A 19,156-nucleotide genomic window follows, 5' to 3' on the forward strand; every position below is an offset into this window, starting at 1 on the left:
GCGGCAGCGTGACAGGTGGTGTCCGGGCGAGGATTTCCTCAGCAACCACGACCGAGGAGGTCCACATGGTGATCGCCACCGTAGATTTCAGCACCGCGCCCGCCGACCGGGTCGCCGCGCTCGCCCAGTTCGACGCCGAACGGGACCGGGTGCGGGCCATGCCGGGCAACCGCGATTTCCGGATTTTCGCCTCGCGGGAGGACGACGGACAGATCACCGTGCTGCACGAGTGGGTGGACGTGGAGTCCTTCCGCGGCTACCTGGCCTCGGAGTCCTTCGCCAGCTTCGGCGCGGTGGTCCGGCCGCTCACCGTCGGGGCGCCGGTGAGCCGACGTTTCCTGGCCGAGCCGGTCGAGATCGGATGACGGCCAAGGCGTACAGCTTCGTGCGGGAGGTCGAGGCCGGGCCCGCCCGGGAACTGCGCACCGACCGGCACTACCTGCTGTACGCCTCGGCCGGGGCCCTGCGGCTGGCGGCGGAAGGCCAGGTGTGGCTGCTGCCGCCGGCCAGGGCCGCGCTGGTCGAGGCGGGGCGGCCGATCCAGGTGAGCATTCCGCGGCCGGTTCGCACCGCCTCGGTGCTCTTCGACACCGGGTTCGCCCCGCCGCCGCCCGCGCCGCTGGCCGTGTTCGACCTCAGTCCCCTGGCCCGGTGCCTGGTGGCCGAGTGCGGCGAGTGGGGCGATCCCGAGCAGGTGCTGCCGCCCTACGCGGAGACCATGTTCGCCGCCCTGGCCGCGGTGACCTGGCGGCTGGCCGAGCAGCCCAGCCCGGTCATCATCCCGGAGGGGCGGTCACCGGAGCTGCGGCTGGCGCTGCGGCTGACCGAGGCGCGGCTCGGCGAGGAGGTGCGCTTCGAGGAGGTGGCGGCGCGGGTGGGGCTGACGCCCCGGTCGCTGGCCCGCCGGTTCGCCGGGGAGACCGGGATGACCTGGCGGGCGGTATTGCGCCGGATGCGGCTGGCGCGCGCGATCGAGGAGCTGGTGGCCGGGGACGCCCCGGTGACCGAGGTGGCCTTCCGGGTCGGCTATGCCTCGCTGTCGGCGTTCAACGCGGCCTTCCTGGAGCTGACCGGCCGCACCCCGACGGAGTACCGCGCCAGCTGCCAGGGCTGAGCTGCTGGACTAGCGTTTCGCGGATGACGTTGCGGTCGGTGCTGGCGGCGATGCCGGACTACGCCGAGGACATCCGGGCCAACCTGGAGTCGGTGCTCGGGGAGTCCGTGCTGAACGCGCAGCGGCTCTGGGGCGCGGTGGTCGCGGTGGCGCTCAACGGTGGCCAGACGGGGGCGCTGGCGGGGCTGGTGGCTGAGGCCCGCGAGCAGTTGTCGGCGCAGGCGTGGGATGCGGCCAGGGCGGCGGGCGCGGTGATGGCGATGAACAACGTCTACTACCGGGCCAAGCATCTGCTGGGCGCGGAGGAGTATCTGAAGGCGCCGGCGCGGTTGCGGATGCGGGTGGTGGCGCGGCCGGGGGTGGACAAGGGCGACTTCGAGTTGTGGTGCGTGGCGGTCAGCGCGGTCAACGGGTGCGAGGTGTGCCTTGAGCTGCATGAGCGCAAGGCGCGCGCGGCCGGGGCCGGGGTGGACGCGGTGCACGAGATGTTGCGGGTGGCGGCCGTGGTGCACGCGGCGGGGGTGGTGCTGGCCGCGGAAGAGGCCCACCGCACCTCCTGTTCACACCACTGAGGGACAATTGACCCGCGATGGTGGAAGACGAGCTGGAGCTGCTGATCACCGTGGTGGTCGCCGCCGAGAACGAGTCCCAGGCCAGGAATGCCTGTCTGGGGCTGGTCGCGCTGGGCGGCGGGCGGATCGTCGAGGCGGGTGACTGCTCCGATGAGGAGCCGGGCTGCTGGTCGGTGACGATCAGCCAGCCGAGTGACGAGCGGGCCGCGGCCAGTGACGCGGGCGCGTTGTCCAGGGCGGTGCGCACCTTCGTGCGCGCGCTGGGACCCGATGTCAGCGTGCCGAGGGTGTCCTGCGAGCTACCCACCGCCTGGACCGTGCTGGACGATCCCGACCTGATCACCCAGCTGGTGCCCGGTGGCGAGCGGGTGCTGGTGGAGGCCTGGCTGGGCGCGAGTCCGCTACTGGTGCCGGAACCGGCCGCCGAGGATCCGGACGAGGTGTTCCCCGAACCGGAGCCGGTGGCGCTGCCGGACGGGCCGGTGCAGCGGTTGCGGCTGTCCGTCGACGTGGCCGCGGACCGGCGGGCCGGGGCGGAGTGGCAGGCCAGGGCGGTGGCCAGCCGGATCACCCACGACGGCGAGCTGACCGACTTCACCCCGTGCGGACCAGGGGTGCTCGGGGTCGAGTTCGACCTCGGGCTGGTGCCCGGCGACACCGCGACCGCGCTCAAGGACGCGATGGCCCGGATCGGCCAGGACAACTGGTCCGAGCTGGAATGGGACGGCGAGCACGCGGCCAGCTACTGGTCGGCCGACCCGGCGCCGAGTGCGGGCGTGATCGCCCTGCAGCTCAGCGCCGGACCGGCCGGTGCCCAGGAACTGGCTACTTCACCCACGCCGAGGTGAACGGGCCCCAGTTGCCGTCGGCGTCCTTGGCCCGCACGTAGGCCAGTCGCTCCAGGCCCCAGGCACCCGCCTTGCCACCCAGTTCCACCGTCGCGCCGTCGCCGTTGATCTTCAGCGGCCGGGCGTGGCCGCCGTTCCATGGCGCGCGGTCCAGGTAGATCTCCGCCTCGACCACCTTCTGCGCGGCCGGGCGGCCCACACCGACGGTGCCGTAGGCGTTGTCATCGGCCTTGGCGCTGACCTCGACGCTGAACAGGCCGCGCTTGACGGTCAGGCCGGACACGGTCGGGCCCAGCGTGGAGACGTAGGGCTGCCGGGCCGACTTGGCCGCGTAGAGCAGCGCGTCCTTGTTCAGCTCCCAGAACTTGTCCTGGCAGCTGTAGGCCGGGTGGAAGCCGTTGCACTCACCGCTGTTCGGACCGATCTCGAAGGTGAACCCGGCGATGCCCAGCTTGTCGTAGGCCCAGTCATCGGCCGCGCCGGTGACGTTGTAGAGCACCTCGCCCGGCTGACCGGTGTTGTAGCCGTTGTAACCGCTCATCCGGAAGGCCATCGAGCGCAGCCCGGCGTCGTTGGGGGTCTTGACCTTCGGGTCGTGGCCCCAGGGCATCAGCACCAGGTTGCCGTAGGTGTGCAGGGTGATCATCGCGCCCCGGGTGGTCGCCGGGGCGGCGTCGGTCTCCGCAGGGCCGCGCTGGTCCGGGAACAGCTTCTCGAACAGCCCGGCCAGCTGGTGCGTTTCCGGCTCGCTGGCCGCCTTCGGGCCACGGTAGGTCTGCGCGCAGGCGTTGCCCGAGGTGCCCACCCCGCCCCAGCGGGAGTCCCAGTTGCGGTTGAGGTCGATGCCCTCGTGGTTGCTGCTCCACGGACCGGGGCACGGGGTGACGCTGTTGCTGTCGTTGAGGTTCTTGCGCTGCCAGGCCGAACTGTTCGCCGAGGTGCCCGCGTTGGTCAGACCGTCCTGGACCACGCCGATGCCGTCCGGGTTGACCTGCGGCACCACCCACACCTCGGTGCCGCCCAGCAGCGCGGCCACCTCGGCCTCGCCGTAGGCGCCGTCGAGCAGCCGGGTGATGAACCGCCAGGCCTGCTCGCTGGTGGTCACCTCGCGGGCGTGGATCTGGGCCATCAGCAGGAACCGCGGCTTGGCCGAATCCGGCTTCAGCTCACAGCCGCGCCAGGCCTCCGCGGTGATGCACAGCGCTTCCAGCTGGTTGCCCTTTGCCGGGTCCCGCTGACGCTGCCAGGACTGGCCGTAGGCCACCCGCTTGGTCAGGTCCGGGTAGTGCTTGGCCACGTCGGCCACGAAGGAGTGAAAACCCTCGACCGTGCGGTAGCCGCCGTAGAACGTCGGATACTCCTTGCCCGCCAGTCGTTTCGGCTTCGGGTAGGCCGCGGCCGCACGCGGGGTGGCCGCGGCGGGGACCTGCTGGACCCGGACCGTGCGCGCGCCGAGCCCGGCCAGCGTGCCGGTCACGCCGTCCTGGCGCAGGACCAGGATCGCCGAGCCCTCCCGGCCCAGGACGTCCAGACCGGCCTCGGCCAGCTTGCGGCCCAGTTCAGCCGGGTCGCCGGGGGCGGTGACGTGCAGGATCTGCGCCGCGTCGGCGGCAGAGCCTTGCGCCAGCGCGGGCGCCGGCAGCAGCGCGGCCGCGGCGACCACGGTGGCGGCCAGCGCGGTGCGCAGCACGGAAAGGCGTTTCGCCATGTGAGCAACCGTCCTTCCAGAGGATCAGTACCGCCTGATCCTGTGATGCGCCCGTGACCTGGAGCAAGCCCCGGATGGCGGGTGGACGGCACGGCGCGTAGTCCCCGCCCTCACCCCAATGGCGGTGGAAATCAACCCGATCTTGGTTGTACTGAGGAGGTGTTTGGGTACTACCTTCAACTAAATAAGCCGTGCCATGTCCGTGGCACGGCTGGAAACGCATGGAGGAGCTGGGCGCGAGATGGCAAGTGTGGAGCAGGTTCGCAACGGGATCTCGCTGGCCACCGAGAAGGCGCAGGAGAGCATCGGCGCCCTGCAACAGGCCGCGACAGCCCTTGAGCAGGCCCAGAACGCACTGCACCAGGTCACCCAGGGCAGCAGCCAGGCCGATGCCGAACAGGCCGCCAACCTGCTCTCCCAGGCCGTGTCGAGCATTGGCGAGACGCAGAACCAGGTGCAGAGCGCGATCAGCACCGCCGAGGGCTACGCCAACCGGCTGTAGGCGCCGGTGTCCTCTATCGCGGAGGTGCTGGCCGTCCTGGGCTCGGTGCGGGAGCAGTTGCTCCAGGCGCACCGGGGTCTCACCGAGGCCGATGAGCTGATCGGGGAGTCCCTCGCCGTGCTGAGCAAGATCGGCAAGCACCACTCCGAGTCGTTGACCCCGCCCGAACTGCTCGGCGCCAGCACCCAGCACCAGCGCAGCGTGGAACTGCTCGGCGCGGCGCTGGACCGGGTGGAAGGCCTGATGACCTCCCTGTGAGACTGGCGGCGTGATCTTGGGCGGTGCGGCGTGAGCAAGAAAATCGAGCGGCGGGCGCGGATCGGCGAGGTCTTCGGCGAGTTCCACGACGCGGTGGCGATGGCGCTGGGCGCGGCCAGGCAGGAGCACACCGTCGCCGAGGCGCAGCATCGCCGGGCCGAGTTCGAGCTGACCCTGCGCAAGCACGGAATCCGTGCGGTGCAGGCGGATCCGGCCTTCGCCGGGCAGCAGGCCGACCCGGCGCTGCGCCCGCTGGCCGAGCACGCGCTGGCCGAACACGAACAGGTTTTCGCGCAGTGGACCGGAAACGGCCCGGCCACCCTGACCGAACTGGTGCGCGAGCACGCGCCCGGCTCGGCCGGGGACCACTGGGAACACTGGCTGGGCAGGCCCGGCACGCACGACGGCAGCACCCCGGCGCCGGGGCTGTGGCGGATCGGCTCGGCCCGGATCGAGGACGCCTCGCTGGCCGAGGAGTTCCCGGCCGCGCTGCCGTTGCTGGACCACGGCCACCTGCACGTGCTCTCCGACCACAGCACCCGGATGCACGCCGAGGCACTGGTGGAAACGCTGGTGCTGCGCGCCCTGTCCTACTTCCAGCCCGGCCTGGTGCAGGTGCACGTGTGGGACACCGGCCAGTTCACCGGCTCGCTGCCCGGCCTGTACCCGCTGGCCCGCGCCGGACTGCTCACCGTGCACGACCCGAGCCGGTTGCAGGACCTGCTCACCGAGTTCTCCGAGCACATCCGCCGGGTGCACACCCGGATCCTGGTCGACGGGCACGCCTCGCTGCGCGCGCTGACCTCGGCCACCGGCAAACGTTCGGAACCGTGGCGGATCGCGATCCTCTTCGGCAACCGGGAGGACCTGGACGATCAGCTCCGCCAGCAGTTGCAGCGGGTCGCCCGCAACGGACTGGCCTGCGGCATCCAGCTGATCATGGTGGACATGCGGCTGTCGGTGAACAGCCCGCTGGAAACCGTGGAACTGCACCGGGACGGCACCGTCACCGCCAGCATGACCGGCGAGCACGCCACCGTCACCCTGGACGATCCGCTGCCCCGGGACCGGGTGCCGGTGGCCTGCGGGGCCATCGCGGACGCGTTGCTGGAGCGGCGCAGCCGGGTGTGCACCTTCGCCGACCTGCTGCCCGAGACCCGCTGGGCCGAGCACTCCGCCACCGGGGTGAGCGCGCCGATCGGCCGCAGCGACGGCCAGGACGTGCTGCTGCACCTGGGCGACTCCTCGCCGCACGCGCTGATCGGCGGGCCCAGCGGTTCCGGCAAGACCAACTTCCTCTACGCCATGCTGGGCAGCCTCACCGCCCGCTACTCCCCCGACGAACTCGAGCTGTACGTGCTCGACTTCAAGGAGGGCGTCTCCTTCGCCCAGTTCACCCCCGGTCGCAAGGACCCCAGCTGGCTGCCGCACGCCCGCCTGGTCGGGGTGAACGTCAACGCCGACCGCGAATTCGGGCTGGCGCTGCTGAAGTACCTGGCCGATGAGATGCGCCGCCGGGCCGAGGCGGCCAAACGGCACGAGGTCACCAAGCTGGAGGAGCTGCGCACCGAGGACCCGGACGGGCGCTGGCCGCGGATCGTGGCGGTCATCGACGAGTTCCAGTTCCTCTTCGCCGAACGCGACGCGGTGACCAACCAGGCAGCCGGACTGCTGGAGGACGTGGCAAGGCGCGGGCGCTCGCAGGGCATCCACCTGGTGCTCTCCAGCCAGGACGTCTCCGGCATCGAGGCGTTCTGGGGCAAACCCGCCATCTTCGAGCAGTTCATCGTGCGGATCGCGCTGCCCAAGGCGCGCCGGGTGCTGGTGGAGACCAACCAGGCCGCGATCGAGATCCCCCGGCGGCACGCGGTGATCAACCACGATTCCGGCGTGCGGCACGGCAACGAGATCGCCCGCATCCCGGACGCCACCAGCCGCGGCACCTTCGACGCGCTCCAGGTCGAGCTGTGGCAACGCCGTCCGGCGCACCTGGGCGAACCCCGGCTCTTCGACGGCGACCACGTGCCCGCGCTGTCCACTGTGGAGGATTTCCGGCTGCTGGAACCGCGGCGCGGCAGGCCGCCGGTTGCCCTGCTGGGCCAGGTGATCGACGTGGCGGGCAGTGCGGCCGGGGTGACCCTGGCCCGCACCCCCGGCCGCAACATCGCCGCCCTCGGCTCGGTGCTGCGCGATGCCGCCAGCGTGCTGGCCGCGGCCACCCTGTCGCTGTCCCGGCAGCACCTGCCCGGCGAGGCCAGGTTCACCCTGATCTGCGTGGCCGAGGACGCCCGGCCCCAGGCCGAGACGCTGACCTGCGCGCTCAAGGACTCCGGCAACGAGGTCGAGCTGATCGACACCGACGGGGTGCGCGCCGCGCTGGACGCGCTGGCCGCCGACCTGGGCGCGCGGGCGGGACGCGGCGCGGGCAACAACGAACCGGCCCGCCCGCACTACCTGGTGCTCTACGCCATCGACGCCGCCTATCCGTTGCTGGAGCAGAAGGATCCGGGCACCCGGCAGTCCGGAGTGGACAGTCTCAAGCAGATCCTCAAGCACGGCCCCGAACTGGCCACCCACACCATCGGCTGGTGGCGCAGCGTGCAGCGGCTCAAGGGCGGTTTCCTCGGCGGCGGCATCGAGGACCTGGGCGCCTGGGTGGCGCTGGATGTACACGGGCCGGACCTGTCCAGTCTGGCCGCCGGGCAGCTGATCAGCTGGTCGCCGCGGCCCCGGCGCGGCCTGTTCTTCGACCGGGCCGAACACGCCCGGCCCGAGGTCGTCATCCCGTTCGACACCGCAGAGGCCAGCGGGGAGGGCCAACCGTGAACGAGCCGTCCGCGAGCGAGCGCTACCGGGCGATCACCGGCCAGGTGGACGAGGCGGTGCGCCGGATGCAGAAGGTGGACGCCGAACGCGCCAAGGAACTGTCCGAGGTGGTCCGCCAGGCCAAGGACCGGCACGAGAAGGCCGAGCAGCAGCTCGCCGAGACCGAGAAGCAGCTCGCGGAGAGCTGGCGCGAGGTCGGCAAGCTGTTCTACGAGGAACGCTGGTTCCAGATGAAGCCGCTGCCCAAGCCGATGCTGCCCGCTGACGGGCTGAGCATGGAACAACGCACGGCGCGGATCAAAGCCGCGCAGACGGCCCTGGAGGAGTTGCTGCGCAAGCGAAGCGGGCTGATCCGGCGCCGGGACTGACCGGCCTCACCAGCGTTCGCCAGGGCTGGACCAGGCGGCGGGCAGGCCCGCGATGCCCAGGTCCATCGACTCGATCACCTGCGCCCGCAGTTCCTCCAGGGTCGAATAACCGCGCTGGCAGGCCACCTCCATGCCCAGTCGCGCGCTCGCGCACAGCACCCGGATCAGCAGCCGGCAGCGGATGTCCTCGGCCGCGGACACGCCCTGCCGCGCCGCGATGACCTCGGCCAGCCGGTGCTCGGAGACCGCCGAGGTGGACAGCCAGCGGGCGAACAGGGTCGGCGTCTGACCGATCAGCCGGTGGGTGGCGCAGTAGCGGGCCGGGCCGCCGTCGAAGGCGGCGATGTGGTCGAACATGGCCAGGTAGGCGGCGCGGGTGGCGGCCACCGGCGGCTCATCGGCCGGGCGCTCGGCCAGCGCGGCGATGCAGAACTCGTCGATCTCGGCGAACTGGGACAGCGCCACATCCTCCTTGCCGGCGAAGTACCGGAAGAAGGTGCGCGGCGAGATCTCCACCGCGGCGGCGATCTCCTCGACCGTGGTGGCCTCGAATCCCTTGCCGAAGAACAGCTCCAGGGCAGCGTCGACCAGCGCGTTCTTGGTGCGCAACTTCTTGCGTTCGCGCAGGCCCAGCTCGTCTTTGACCATGCTCACATCCGTCAGTCTACGTCAGATGTCGCCGAACGCCTATTGTCATGGTATGTTTTTTGTCAGTGAGTGACACATTCTCAGTTGAGGAGCACCGCATGACCACCCCGTCCACCGGCCTGGAAATCCGTCTCGCCTCCCGTCCCGAGGGCTGGCCCACCCTGGACAACTTCGACCAGGTCCAGGCCGAGGTGCCCACTGCAGGCGAGGGTGAGCTGCTGGTGCGCAACAAGGTCATGAGCGTCGACCCGTACATGCGCGGCCGGATGAACGACGTGAAGTCCTACTCCCCGCCGTTCGAGCTGGGCAAGGCGCTGCAGGGCGGCGCGGTCGGCGAGGTCGTGGTGTCCAACTCCCCCGACTACCAGGTCGGCGACCTGGTGCTGCACTTCGGCGGCTGGCGCGAGTACGCCATGGTCGCGGTCAAGCACGCGGTCAAGGTGGACCCGGAACTGGCCCCCGCGGGCGCCTTCCTCGGCGTGCTGGGCATGCCCGGCCTGACCGCCTACGCCGGACTGCTGGCCGCGGGTCAGTTCCGCGAGGGCGACGTGGTCTTCGTCTCCGGCGCGGCGGGCGCGGTCGGTTCACTGGTGGGCCAGATCGCCAAGCTCAAGGGCGCTTCCCGGGTGATCGGCTCGGCAGGCAGCGCGGAGAAGGTGGAGTACCTGGTCAAGGAGCTGGGCTTCGACGCGGCCTTCAACTACAAGGACGGCCCGGTCCACGAGCTGCTGGCCGAGGCGGCGCCCGAGGGCATCGACGTCTACTTCGACAACGTGGGCGGAGACCACCTGGAGGCCGCGCTCAGCTCGGCCAAGCCGGGCGGCCGGTTCGCGCTGTGCGGGGCCATCTCGCAGTACAACGAGAAGGGCGAGCCCACCGGCCCACGCAACATGATCCAGATCATCGGCAAGGGCCTGAGCCTGCGCGGCTTCATCGTGAACGAGTACCAGGACATGCAGGAGCAGTTCTTCACCGAGGTCGGCAGCTGGCTGGCCGAGGGCAAGATCAGCTACCGGGAGACCGTGGTGGAAGGTCTGGCCAACGCCCCGCAGGCGTTCCTGGACCTGCTCAAGGGCGTCAACACCGGCAAGATGCTGGTGACGATCTAACCCCCGCCGACCACGCGGCCGTCGTGCACCACCAGGGTGCGCGGCGGCCGTTGCCGTACCGCCTCGGCCACCGAGTCCGCGGCCAGCACCATCAGGTCCGCCCGGTCGCCCTCGATCACGCCGTAGCCGCCGACCCGCAGCGCCCGCGCGCCGTCCCTGGTGGCCACGTCGGCGCACAGCTCGACCTCGTCGTCCCGCTCGAACTCGTTGGCCTGGGCCAGCAACCAGGCCTGGTCGAGCAGATCGCCGCCGTCATCGCCAAGCCCGACCGGCACCCCGGCCCAGCGCAACCGGCGCAGCGGCAACGGATCGCCCCAGGCGGTGGCCAGCGTGGTGACCGAGATGCCGTGCTCGGCCAGCAGTTCGGCCAGCAGCTCGCGCCGATGATCCTCCACTGTGGACAGTGCGAGGCAGTGCGAGAGGGTGACCCTGCCACGCATGCCCAGTGCGGCGACCCGGTCGCAGATCAGCTCGATCTCGAAGGCGCCCAGTTCGCCGGGGTCGCGCAGTTGCAGGTCGATGCCGGTGGAATGCCGTTGCGCCAGCTCGAAGAGCAGGTCGAGGTGACGCACCGGATCGCGGTCGTGCCCGGCCGGGTCGAGCCCGCCGAGCAGGTCCGCGCCCGCGGCCACCGCGGCGTCCAGGAGTTTCTCGCCGCGTTCCTCGCGGATGAGCCCACCGGCCACGAAAGCCACCACCTGGATCCGGGCCCGGTCCGCGAACAGCTCGCGCGCGGCCAGCACCTCGTCCAGGTCCTCGGCCGGTCCGTGCACCCTGGCCAGGGTGACCCCGGCCTCGACCAGCCGGGTCAGGGTGGCCTCGGCCTGTCCCGGCCGCGGCCGGACGTGCGCGGCGACCAGACCGGGCAGCAGCACTCCGCCGCCGCCGTCGACCTCGGGAATCCCTGGTGGCGCGGTGAGATCGGGACCCAGCGCGGCGATCGCCCCGGCCTGGCAGAGCACGTCGATCGCCGGGGTGTCGGCCGCGGAGGACCACGGGCGGACGGAACGGATCAGCACATCACCGGCCATTTCCGGACTTTAGGGCCTGCCCACTGGCGGCACCAGCTTTCCGGGATTAAGAACTCCAGTCGGATCAAGCCGGTCCTTGACCGCGCGCAGCACGTCCAGCCCCAGTTCGCCCACCTCGGCGGCCAGCCAGGGCGCGTGGTCCACGCCGACCGCGTGGTGGTGGGTGATGGTGCCCGCGTGGTTGACGATGGCCTCGCAGGCCGCGGTCTTGGCGCGGTGCCACTGGTCCAGGGGGGCCTGTTCGGCGCGGGGGCTGAGCACGGTGAAGTACAGCGAGGCGCCGGTCTCGTAGGCGTGCGAGACGTGGCACATCACCACCGGACGCGAACCGGCGGTGCTCAGCGCGTCGGTGAGCGCGCCGCGCACGCCGGTGCGCAGCGCGGCCAGGCCTGCCCAGTTGGTGGCGGTCTCCAGGGTTTCCACGCACACCCCGGCGTCCAGCAGCAGGTCCCGCTGCCGGGGTCCGCCGAAGCGGCCCTTGCGCCAGGCCTCGCCCAGCGGGCGGCCCAGCCGCACCGGGCTGAACTCGCGCAGTGCGCGCAGCGCGGCCTGCCGCCGGGTGGCCAGCTCACGCGGGGAGGTGGTCTCCCAGCCGAGGATGAGCAGGCAGGGCGCGACCACGCCGCGGGTGCGCAGATAGGAGCGCAGTGCCTTGCCCTTCCAGCCACCGGCGAGTTCCAGGGAGGCTTCGGTCTCGTCCATGTCGGACAGCCGGGTGACATCGGCGAGCACTCGTTGCTGGGCCAGTGCGCGCAGGGCCAGCGCACCGCGTTCCCAGCCGTCCAGGACCAGGCCCTCGTAGTGGTGGAAGGTCGGCGCCTCGCGTACCCGCAGGGTCAGTTCGGTGATCACGCCGAACGTGCCCTCGCTGCCGATGACCAGCTGTTTCAGATCCGGGCCCGCGGCCGAGGCCGGGCTGCCGCCCAGTCGCAGCTCACCGGCGGGGGTGGCCAGCCGCAGCGCGTGCACCATGTCCTCGAACCGGCCGTAGCCCGCCGAGGCCTGCCCGGCCGAGCGGGTGGCGGCGAACCCGCCGAGGGTGGCTCGCTCGAAGGACTGCGGGAAGTGGCCGAGGGTGAAGCCGTGCACCTCCAGCAGCCGTTCCGCCTCCGGCGCGCGCACCCCGGCCTGGAAGACCGCGGTGTGCGAGATCGGGTCGACCGAGACCAGCTTGTCCAGCCGGAGCAGGTCCAGCGCGATCACCGAGGCCTTGTCCCCGCGCAGCGGGTTGACTCCGCCGACCACCGAGGTGCCGCCGCCGAAGGGCACCACCGCGACGCCGTGTTCGACGCAGACCGCCAGCACCCGTTGCACCTGCTCGGGATCGCCCGGCAGCACCACCGCGTCCGGCACCGCGGGTTCGCCGCCGCCGCGATGCCGCATCAGGTCCACATAGGACAGTCCGCCGGAGCGGCCGAGCCTGGCGTCCCGGTCGGTCAGCACGCCCGCGGTGCCGACCACCGCCACCAGGGCGGCCAGCGCGGCCGGGGGCAGCGCCGAGTCGGCCACGGTGTGCAGCGAGGCCGGGCCGACCGGGGTGGCCACCTCGGCCAGGCCGATGCGGGAGCGGAGCCAGCGCAGCGCGTGCGGCGGCAGATGGGCCGCCTTCGCGCCCTCGGGCGTCCAGGTATTGCGGAGGGTGTGGTCGATGCGCTCGGTCACCGCTACAGTGTGACACATGGGGTCCGAGTGTCACACCTCCGAAGCGCCACCGGTGGTCCGCGGCCAGCGGGTGGATGACGAGGTCCTGCTCGCCGCGGCCAAGGACTGCGTGCTGGCCGTCGGCGTGCGCCGCACCACGCTCACCGAGGTCGCCCGGCGGGCCAGGGTGAGCCGGATGACCCTGTACCGGCGCTTCCCGGATGTCACCAGCCTGGTCGCCGCACTGCTCACCCGCGAGTTCCGCGGCCTGCTCAGCGCGGTCGCCGCCGAGGCCGCCGCCGAGCCCAGCGCACGGGCCCGGCTGGTCGCCGGGGCGGTGGCCGCCGGGCACGCGGTCGCGGTGAACCCGCTGATGCGCACCATCCTGGAGGTCGACCCCGAACTGCTGCTGCCCTACCTGGTGCAACGGGTGGGCAGCACCCAGCGGCTGGCCGAGCAGTTCCTGCGCGAACAGGTCCTCGCCGGGCACGCGGACGGCTCGGTGCGGCCCGGCGACGTGGCCGCGCAGTGCAGGCTGCTGTTCCTGATGGTGCAGTCGGTGGTGTTCTCGCTGCGCCTGGCCGTGGCCGAACCGGACGAGACCGGTCTGCTGGCCGAGCTGCGGCACGGCCTGGACGCGGTGCTGCGCCCATGACCGTGCCCACGCTGCCCACCGGATCCCTGCGCGCGACCTCGCTCAACGCCACCCGGCGGGCCGCCGACCTGGCCTGGCTCGCCGCCGGGAACCAGGTCGACCTGCTCGTGGTCGGCGGCGGCGTCACCGGCGCCGGGGTCGCCCTGGACGCGGCCGCCCGTGGCCTGTCCGTGGCCCTGGTCGAGGCGTACGACCTGGCCTTTGGCACCTCCCGGTTCTCCAGCAAGCTGGTGCACGGCGGCCTGCGCTACCTGGCCAAGGGCGATGTGGCGCTGGCCAGGGAGAGCGCGGTCGAACGCGGCCTGCTGATGACCCGCACCGCCCCGCACCTGGTACGCACCCTGCCCCAGCTCATCCCGCTGCACCGCGCTGCCCGCGGCGCCGGGGTCAGCCGCGGCAACGAGACCGTGCTGATGACCGGACTACGCGCCGGTGACCTGCTGCGACGCACCGCTGGCACGCCGGGAGCCCTGCTGCCGCCGCCCCGCCGGGTGCCGGCCGCCGAGGCGCTGGCGCTGGCCGGCGGCCTGCGAGTGAGCGGCTTGCGCGGCGGCCTGCTCTCCTACGACGGCCAGCTGGTCGACGACGTGCGCCTGGTGGTCGCGCTGGCCCGCACCGCGGCCGGATTCGGCGCCCGGATCATCACCAGGGCCAGGGCGCTCAGCCTGGACGGCGCGGGCGGCGAGATCGTGGACGGGCTCACCGGCGCGACCGTCACCATCCGGGCCAAGGCCGTCGTCAACGCCACCGGCGTGTGGGCCGACCGCCTGGTCCCCGGGGTCCGGCTGCGGCCCTCCCGGGGCTCCCACCTGGTGCTGGACGCGGGCACGGTGGGCATCGGCGGCACCTCGCTGACCGTGCCGGTGCCCGGCGAGCGCAACCGGTTCGCGCTGCTGCTGCCCCAGCTCGACGGCCGGGTCTACCTCGGCCTCACCGACGAACCCATGGACGGCCCGGCGCCGGAGGTGCCCGAGGTCCCGCAGGCCGATGTGGACTTCCTGCTGGACGTGGCCAACACCGTGCTGGCCCGGCGGCTCGGGCCGGCCGATGTGCTCGGCGCGTTCGCCGGTCTGCGCCCCTTGATCGATCTTCCGGGTACTCGTGGCCGCACCGCGGACCTCTCCCGCAAACACGCCGTGCTCACCTCGCCGGACGGAGTGACCACGGTGGTGGGCGGCAAACTCACCACGTACCGGAAAATGGCCGCGGACGCGGTGGACGCCGCGATCACCCGGCGTGGCCTGACCGCGGGTCCCTCGCGCAGCACCCAGGTTCCGCTGGTCGGCGCCGCGCCAGCCGAATATCTGTCCACAATGGAGGCTGCGCCGCGGCTGGTTGCCCGCTATGGCGCGGAAGCCGTGCGCCTGTCCGCGCTGGCCCAGCTCGACCCCAGACTGGGCGCCGAGGTCGCCGACGGACTCGGGGTCACCGCGGCCGAGGTGGTGTGGGCGGTGCGGCACGAGGGCGCGCTGGACGCCGACGACGTGCTGGACCGGCGCAGCCGGATCGGCCTGGTGCCCGCGGATCGGTTGCGGGCCTTGGACTCCGTCACCGAGCTGGTGCGCAAGGCGCACGAGGGTCTCTGACGACACAGCGTAGCCGCCGCGACCAATTTGCTTGCGGCGTCATTCAAGCGGGTTGTCTTGGCGGCGTTTTCGCCGCAACCACAGGCATTTCCGGCTTGAATCCTGTCACCTTGGGGAAAGCACCGCCTTGGACCCTCCACAAAGGACGGCCCCCTGCGGCCCACGTCCGCGGTGTCCCGTCATCACCGGTGTTCGCAGCCACCGTGACAGGAGTGAAACGCGATGAATTACGCAGATCTGGCGCCCGCGGTGGAGCAGCAGGTGCTCGCCACGGTGACCGAGCTGCTCACGGCCGTGATCGGCCAGGAGTACGCGCAGAGCATCGAGATCGAGATGGACACCTCGTTCAACGAGGACCTGGAGCTGGAGAGCATCGAGTTCGTCGCGCTCTCGGCCAAGCTGCGCGAGCACTACGGCAGCCGGGTCAACTTCGCCGCCTTCCTAGCCGACAAGGACGTGGCCGAGACCGTCGGACTGACCGTCGGCCACCTGGTCCGCTACCTCGCCGACTGCCTGGCAGGCGAGCGCGGGGCCGCCCCATGACCGAGGTCAGGGCCAACAACCTCACCTTCCACGTCCAGCCCCTGGCCACTCCGGACACTCGCCCTGACGCCCCGCTGGTGGTCTTCCTGCACGGCCTGGTCGTGGACAACCTCTCCGGTCTCTACCTCACCCTCGCCACCCCCGCGGCCACCGCAGGCGCGCGCACCCTCTGCTACGACCTGCGCGGCCACGGCCGCACCGAACGGCCGCCGACCGGCTACACCCTGGACGATTCGGTCACCGACCTGCACGCGCTGCTGGACGCCCTCGGCGAGCACCGCCCGGTCCGGCTGGTCGGCAACAGCTACGGCGGCCTGCTCGCGCTGGCCTTCGCCGCGCACTGCCCGGACCGGGTGGAGAAGATCATGCTGATCGAGTCCCTGGTGCCCACCCCAGGCTGGGGCGAGCGGATGGCCGACACCCTCACCGACGCCGCCGCCGGGGCCTTCGACCACAACTTCACGCACATGAGCGGCCGCAAGTGGGACCGGACGGTCAACCAGGTCGAGCAGCTCATCGGGCACACCAGCATGGTCGCGGACATGGGTGCGCAGGAGCCGTTCAACCCGGAGCGCTATGCCATGGTGAGGATGCCGGTGCTGGCCGTCTACGGATCCGAGTCCGAGCTGCTGCCGGAGGTCAGCGTGTTGCAGAAGTACCTGCCGCAGCTGGAGCTGGAGATCCTGCCCGAGCAGTCGCACATGCTGCTGACCAGGGCGACCGGCCTGGTCAGGGAAGTGCTGGCCAGGTGGTTGCGGTGAGCAGGGTGCTGTTCGTGGTGCCGCCGCTGGCCGGGCACACCCTGCCCACAGTGGCGCTGGGCCACGAACTGGCCGCACGCGGACATGAGGTCGCCTGGGTCGGGCACCGCGAGGTGATCGCCCCGCTGCTGCCCGACCCGGACCGGCTCATCCCGGTGCAGCGCGGGCCGGATGACTGGCTGACCGAGGTGGTCGCCCGCTCGCACGGCTTACGCGGACCAGCCGCCTTCCAGTTCCTCTGGCGGGACTTCCTGATCCCGCTGGCCGAGTCCAGCCTGCCGGGGGTGACCCAGGCGGTCGGCCGATTCGGTCCCGACCTGCTGGTGGTGGACCAGCAGGCGCTGGCCGGTGGCGTGGTCGCCCGGCGGCACGGGCTGCCCTGGGTCACCTCGGCCACCACCTCCGCGGAACTGACCGACCCGTTCGCCACCGTGCCCAAGTTCGGCGCCTGGGTGCGCGAGCAGCTGGACGGGCTGCAACGCGCGCACCGGGTGCCGCTGGCCGTGGCCGAACGCGGCGATCTGCGTTTCTCCGAGCACCTGGTGCTCGCCTACACCACCCGCTGCCTGGTCGGCGCGCAACACGAGTTCCCCGATCACTACGCCTTCGTCGGCCCCTCGATCGGTTTCCGGACCGCCACCGTGGACTACCCCTGGCACTGGCTGGACGGGCGGCGGCAGCACCTGCTGGTCACCCTGGGCACGGTGGACCGGGAGAACGGGGCCCGCTTCCTCAACGCGGTGATCGCCGCGGTCGAGCCGCTGGGCTCCCGGTTGCAGGTCACCATCGCCGCGCCCCCGAAGTTGTTTGGAGAACTCCCGGCCCATGTGCTGGTGCGGGAGTTCGTGCCCCAACTGGAGGTGTTGGCCAGGACCGACGCGGTGGTATGCCATGGCGGGCACAACACGGTGTGCGAGTCACTCGCGCATGGCCTGCCACTGGTCGTCGCACCGATCCGCGACGATCAGCCGACCATCGCCAACCAGGTGGTGGCAGCGGGGGCGGGTCGCCGGGTGCGGTTCGGCCGGGTCGGACCGGCCGAGCTGCGGGAGTCGATCCTGGATGTGCTGACCTTCCCCGGGTACCGAGCGGCGGCCGAACGTATCCGGGCGTCCTTCGCCGACGCCGGTGGCACCACGGCGGCGGCCGACCAGGTGGAGATGCTGACATGAGTTCGATGCTGGGCTGGCTGCCGGTGATCACGATGATCGCCTTGGTGCTCAACGGTTTCCGGTTGCGTGGACAGCTTGGCTGGCTGCCCGTGCTCGACGATGCGGAACCCGGCCCGCACGGCCGGTTCCAGTTCGTGGTGGCCCAGGGGGCCCGACTACCGGAGCAGACCAGGGCCGCGGCCGAGGACTGGGCGCAGCGACAGGGCCTTGCCGTGCTGGACCTGATCCCGCGCGGCCTGGGCGTGTCCCGGGCGCTGGACCTGGCCCGCGCGGGGCTGGGCAAGGACTTCCTGGCCACCCGGCTGGCCAGTGCGGGCGGGGCCGGGCACGCGCTGCTGGTCGCGCCGCGGGTGGCCGAGCGCGAGGAACTGACCGCGGACCCGGACACCGTGACCATCGCGGGCCTCACCACCCGGTTGAAGCGATTGGCCTGCACCGCAACGGATTTCGCGGTCGCACCCGGACTCGGCGGGCTGCCGGAGTCCCCGGCTCAGCGCGCCGCGCGGCTGCGCACCGAAGGCGGGATGTTCCGCGCCGTGCTGCCACCGCTGGTCTGCTACGCCGCGCTGCTCACCTCCGTTGTCGCGCAACCGGTCCTGGGCCTGGGCGCGCTCGCGCTGTTCAGCCTGCAGCCCTACCTGGTCTTCGCGAGCGGCCCGATCCGCCCGGCCGATCTGCACCGGCAGGTCGCGTCGCGGCTGCTGCGCGATCCGGCGAACTGGGCCCGCACGCTGGCCGCGTTGTGGCGCACCAGGACCCGTGGCGACCGGGTGGCCGGACTGCGCGCGGGCTACGCCGCCGAACTCGCCAAGGGCACCGAGCGCTTCTTCGAGTCCCGCCGCCCCGACTGCCCGTGGTGCGGTTCGGACCAGCTTTCGCCGCACGTGCGCTGCGCCGACCTGGTGCTGAACAAGCCCGGCCGGTTCACCCTGGAACGCTGCGCGGGCTGCGGGCACGTGTTCCAGAACCCCCGGCTCAACCTGGCCGGCCTCGACTTCTACTACCGCGACTGTTACGACGGCGAGGGCGCGCGCACCGCGGAGACCGCGTTCTCCTCCGGCGCCGCGGTCTACCGGCGGCGGGCCGAGATGCTGGCCCCGTTCACCACCCCGAAGACCTGGCTGGACGTGGGCGGCGGGCACGGGCACTTCGCCAACCTCGCCCGCGAGGTCTGGCCGGAGACCGCCTTCGACGGCCTGGACCTGGGCGCGGGCATCGAGGAGGCGGCCCGGCGCGGCTGGGTGGACCGCGGTTACCGCGGCCAGTTCCCGGAGCTGGCCGCCGAACTCGCCGGCCGCTACGACGTGCTCAGCATGTTCCACTACCTTGAGCACACCAGGGAGCCCTTCGAGGAACTGGACGCGGCGGCGAAGGTGTTGTCCGCCGGGGGTTTCCTGCTCATCGAGGTGCCCAACCCGGCCTCCCGCTACGGGCGGCTGCTGCGCACCTACTGGATGCCCTGGTTCCCGCCGCAGCACCAGCACATGATCCCCAGGGAGAACCTGGTGCGCGCGCTGACCGAACGCGGTTTCGCCGTGGTGGCCCAGGATCGCGGCCGCGCGGACCAGTCGATGGACCTCACCATGGCACTCGCGCTGGGCCTGAACCGGCTGGCCCGCAACCCGAACCAGCCCTGGCGATCGGCGCCGTCCACCTGGTGGCGGCGGGCCCGGTACCAGGTGATCATGCTGGCGGGCGCGCCACTGCTGGTGCTGAGCTGGCTGACCGACAAGCTGGCGCACCAGGTGATCAAGCGCGGCAACGGCGGCAACGCCTACCGGGTGCTCGCCCAGCGGGCCGGTTGACGGCTGCGC

At 71.9% G+C, this 19,156-nt stretch carries 19 protein-coding genes; 15 read left to right on the forward strand and 4 right to left on the reverse strand.

Annotated features, from left to right (window positions below):
* The first annotated feature begins 65 nt into the window (after positions 1-65).
* Genes ACTOWY_RS11950 through ACTOWY_RS11965 form a run of 4 tightly spaced genes read left to right on the forward strand, consistent with a single transcriptional unit; the run spans position 66 to position 2,534 of the window.
* On the forward strand, positions 66-365 hold the full coding sequence (locus ACTOWY_RS11950) for a putative quinol monooxygenase (protein ID WP_441309665.1): 300 nt from the start codon (positions 66-68) through the stop codon (positions 363-365).
* Positions 362-1,114 carry an AraC family transcriptional regulator gene (locus ACTOWY_RS11955; protein ID WP_441309666.1) on the forward strand — a complete coding sequence of 251 codons (753 nt, stop codon included), beginning with the start codon at positions 362-364 and terminating at the stop codon, positions 1,112-1,114. Before ACTOWY_RS11950 ends, ACTOWY_RS11955 begins: the two co-directional genes overlap by 4 nt.
* Positions 1,115-1,137: 23 nt before the next feature.
* Positions 1,138-1,686, forward strand: a complete 549-nt coding sequence (locus tag ACTOWY_RS11960) for a carboxymuconolactone decarboxylase family protein (protein WP_441309667.1) — start codon at positions 1,138-1,140, stop codon at positions 1,684-1,686.
* Between the two features lie 17 nt (positions 1,687-1,703).
* Positions 1,704-2,534, forward strand: coding sequence for a hypothetical protein (locus tag ACTOWY_RS11965; RefSeq protein WP_441309668.1), 831 nt, complete (start codon positions 1,704-1,706; stop codon positions 2,532-2,534).
* On the opposite strand, the gene ACTOWY_RS11970 is transcribed toward ACTOWY_RS11965, so the two are convergent.
* Complete coding sequence (locus ACTOWY_RS11970) at positions 2,512-4,242, reverse strand: M14 family zinc carboxypeptidase (protein WP_441309669.1); 1,731 nt, start codon at positions 4,240-4,242, stop codon at positions 2,512-2,514. The genes ACTOWY_RS11965 and ACTOWY_RS11970 overlap by 23 nt on opposite strands.
* Before the next feature lie 241 nt (positions 4,243-4,483).
* On the opposite strand from ACTOWY_RS11970, the gene ACTOWY_RS11975 reads away from it, so the two are divergent.
* From ACTOWY_RS11975 to ACTOWY_RS11990, 4 genes are read left to right on the forward strand one after another with little or no spacing between them, the layout of a single operon-like run.
* A complete protein-coding gene (locus tag ACTOWY_RS11975; RefSeq protein ID WP_247761607.1) occupies positions 4,484-4,744 on the forward strand; it encodes a hypothetical protein in 261 nt (86 codons plus the stop codon).
* Between the two features lie 6 nt (positions 4,745-4,750).
* Entirely contained in the window at positions 4,751-5,002 is a 252-nt protein-coding gene (locus ACTOWY_RS11980) for a hypothetical protein (RefSeq protein WP_441309670.1), read from the forward strand.
* Positions 5,003-5,032: 30 nt separating this feature from the next.
* Positions 5,033-7,828 (forward strand): FtsK/SpoIIIE domain-containing protein, encoded by a 2,796-nt coding sequence (locus ACTOWY_RS11985; RefSeq protein WP_441309671.1) that lies wholly within the window; start codon positions 5,033-5,035, stop codon positions 7,826-7,828.
* Complete coding sequence (locus ACTOWY_RS11990) at positions 7,825-8,196, forward strand: hypothetical protein (RefSeq protein WP_441309672.1); 372 nt, start codon at positions 7,825-7,827, stop codon at positions 8,194-8,196. Before ACTOWY_RS11985 ends, ACTOWY_RS11990 begins: the two co-directional genes overlap by 4 nt.
* A 6-nt stretch (positions 8,197-8,202) precedes the next feature.
* On the opposite strand, the gene ACTOWY_RS11995 is transcribed toward ACTOWY_RS11990, so the two are convergent.
* Positions 8,203-8,844, reverse strand: a complete 642-nt coding sequence (locus tag ACTOWY_RS11995) for a TetR family transcriptional regulator (RefSeq protein WP_441309859.1) — start codon at positions 8,842-8,844, stop codon at positions 8,203-8,205.
* A 98-nt stretch (positions 8,845-8,942) separates the two neighbouring features.
* On the opposite strand from ACTOWY_RS11995, the gene ACTOWY_RS12000 reads away from it, so the two are divergent.
* A complete protein-coding gene (locus ACTOWY_RS12000) occupies positions 8,943-9,953 on the forward strand; it encodes an NADP-dependent oxidoreductase (protein ID WP_441309673.1) in 1,011 nt (336 codons plus the stop codon).
* Here ACTOWY_RS12000 and ACTOWY_RS12005 read toward each other — a convergent pair.
* A complete protein-coding gene (locus ACTOWY_RS12005) occupies positions 9,950-10,984 on the reverse strand; it encodes an N-isopropylammelide isopropylaminohydrolase (RefSeq protein ID WP_441309674.1) in 1,035 nt (344 codons plus the stop codon). The two genes, ACTOWY_RS12000 and ACTOWY_RS12005, sit on opposite strands and share 4 nt — an antisense overlap.
* Positions 10,985-10,993: 9 nt before the next feature.
* Positions 10,994-12,646: an FAD-binding oxidoreductase gene (locus tag ACTOWY_RS12010; protein ID WP_441309675.1), complete on the reverse strand. Its 1,653-nt coding sequence runs from the start codon at positions 12,644-12,646 to the stop codon at positions 10,994-10,996.
* 16 nt (positions 12,647-12,662) lie between these two features.
* On the opposite strand from ACTOWY_RS12010, the gene ACTOWY_RS12015 reads away from it, so the two are divergent.
* From ACTOWY_RS12015 to ACTOWY_RS12040, 6 genes are all read left to right on the forward strand, one after another.
* Positions 12,663-13,280 carry a TetR/AcrR family transcriptional regulator gene (locus ACTOWY_RS12015; protein WP_441309676.1) on the forward strand — a complete coding sequence of 206 codons (618 nt, stop codon included), beginning with the start codon at positions 12,663-12,665 and terminating at the stop codon, positions 13,278-13,280.
* Entirely contained in the window at positions 13,277-14,866 is a 1,590-nt protein-coding gene (locus tag ACTOWY_RS12020) for a glycerol-3-phosphate dehydrogenase/oxidase (protein WP_441309677.1), read from the forward strand. The genes ACTOWY_RS12015 and ACTOWY_RS12020 overlap by 4 nt, the downstream gene beginning before the upstream one ends.
* A 222-nt stretch (positions 14,867-15,088) precedes the next feature.
* On the forward strand, positions 15,089-15,409 hold the full coding sequence (locus ACTOWY_RS12025) for an acyl carrier protein (protein ID WP_247761599.1): 321 nt from the start codon (positions 15,089-15,091) through the stop codon (positions 15,407-15,409).
* Positions 15,406-16,170 (forward strand): alpha/beta fold hydrolase, encoded by a 765-nt coding sequence (locus ACTOWY_RS12030; RefSeq protein WP_441309678.1) that lies wholly within the window; start codon positions 15,406-15,408, stop codon positions 16,168-16,170. The genes ACTOWY_RS12025 and ACTOWY_RS12030 overlap by 4 nt, the downstream gene beginning before the upstream one ends.
* Complete coding sequence (locus tag ACTOWY_RS12035; RefSeq protein ID WP_441309679.1) at positions 16,167-17,342, forward strand: glycosyltransferase; 1,176 nt, start codon at positions 16,167-16,169, stop codon at positions 17,340-17,342. Before ACTOWY_RS12030 ends, ACTOWY_RS12035 begins: the two co-directional genes overlap by 4 nt.
* Positions 17,339-19,147 (forward strand): class I SAM-dependent methyltransferase, encoded by a 1,809-nt coding sequence (locus tag ACTOWY_RS12040; protein ID WP_441309680.1) that lies wholly within the window; start codon positions 17,339-17,341, stop codon positions 19,145-19,147. The genes ACTOWY_RS12035 and ACTOWY_RS12040 overlap by 4 nt, the downstream gene beginning before the upstream one ends.
* Positions 19,148-19,156 lie beyond the last annotated feature (9 nt).

Origin of the sequence: Crossiella sp. CA198 (assembly GCF_052078295.1) — a bacterium.
Taxonomy (GTDB): Bacteria; Actinomycetota; Actinomycetes; order Mycobacteriales; family Pseudonocardiaceae; genus Crossiella.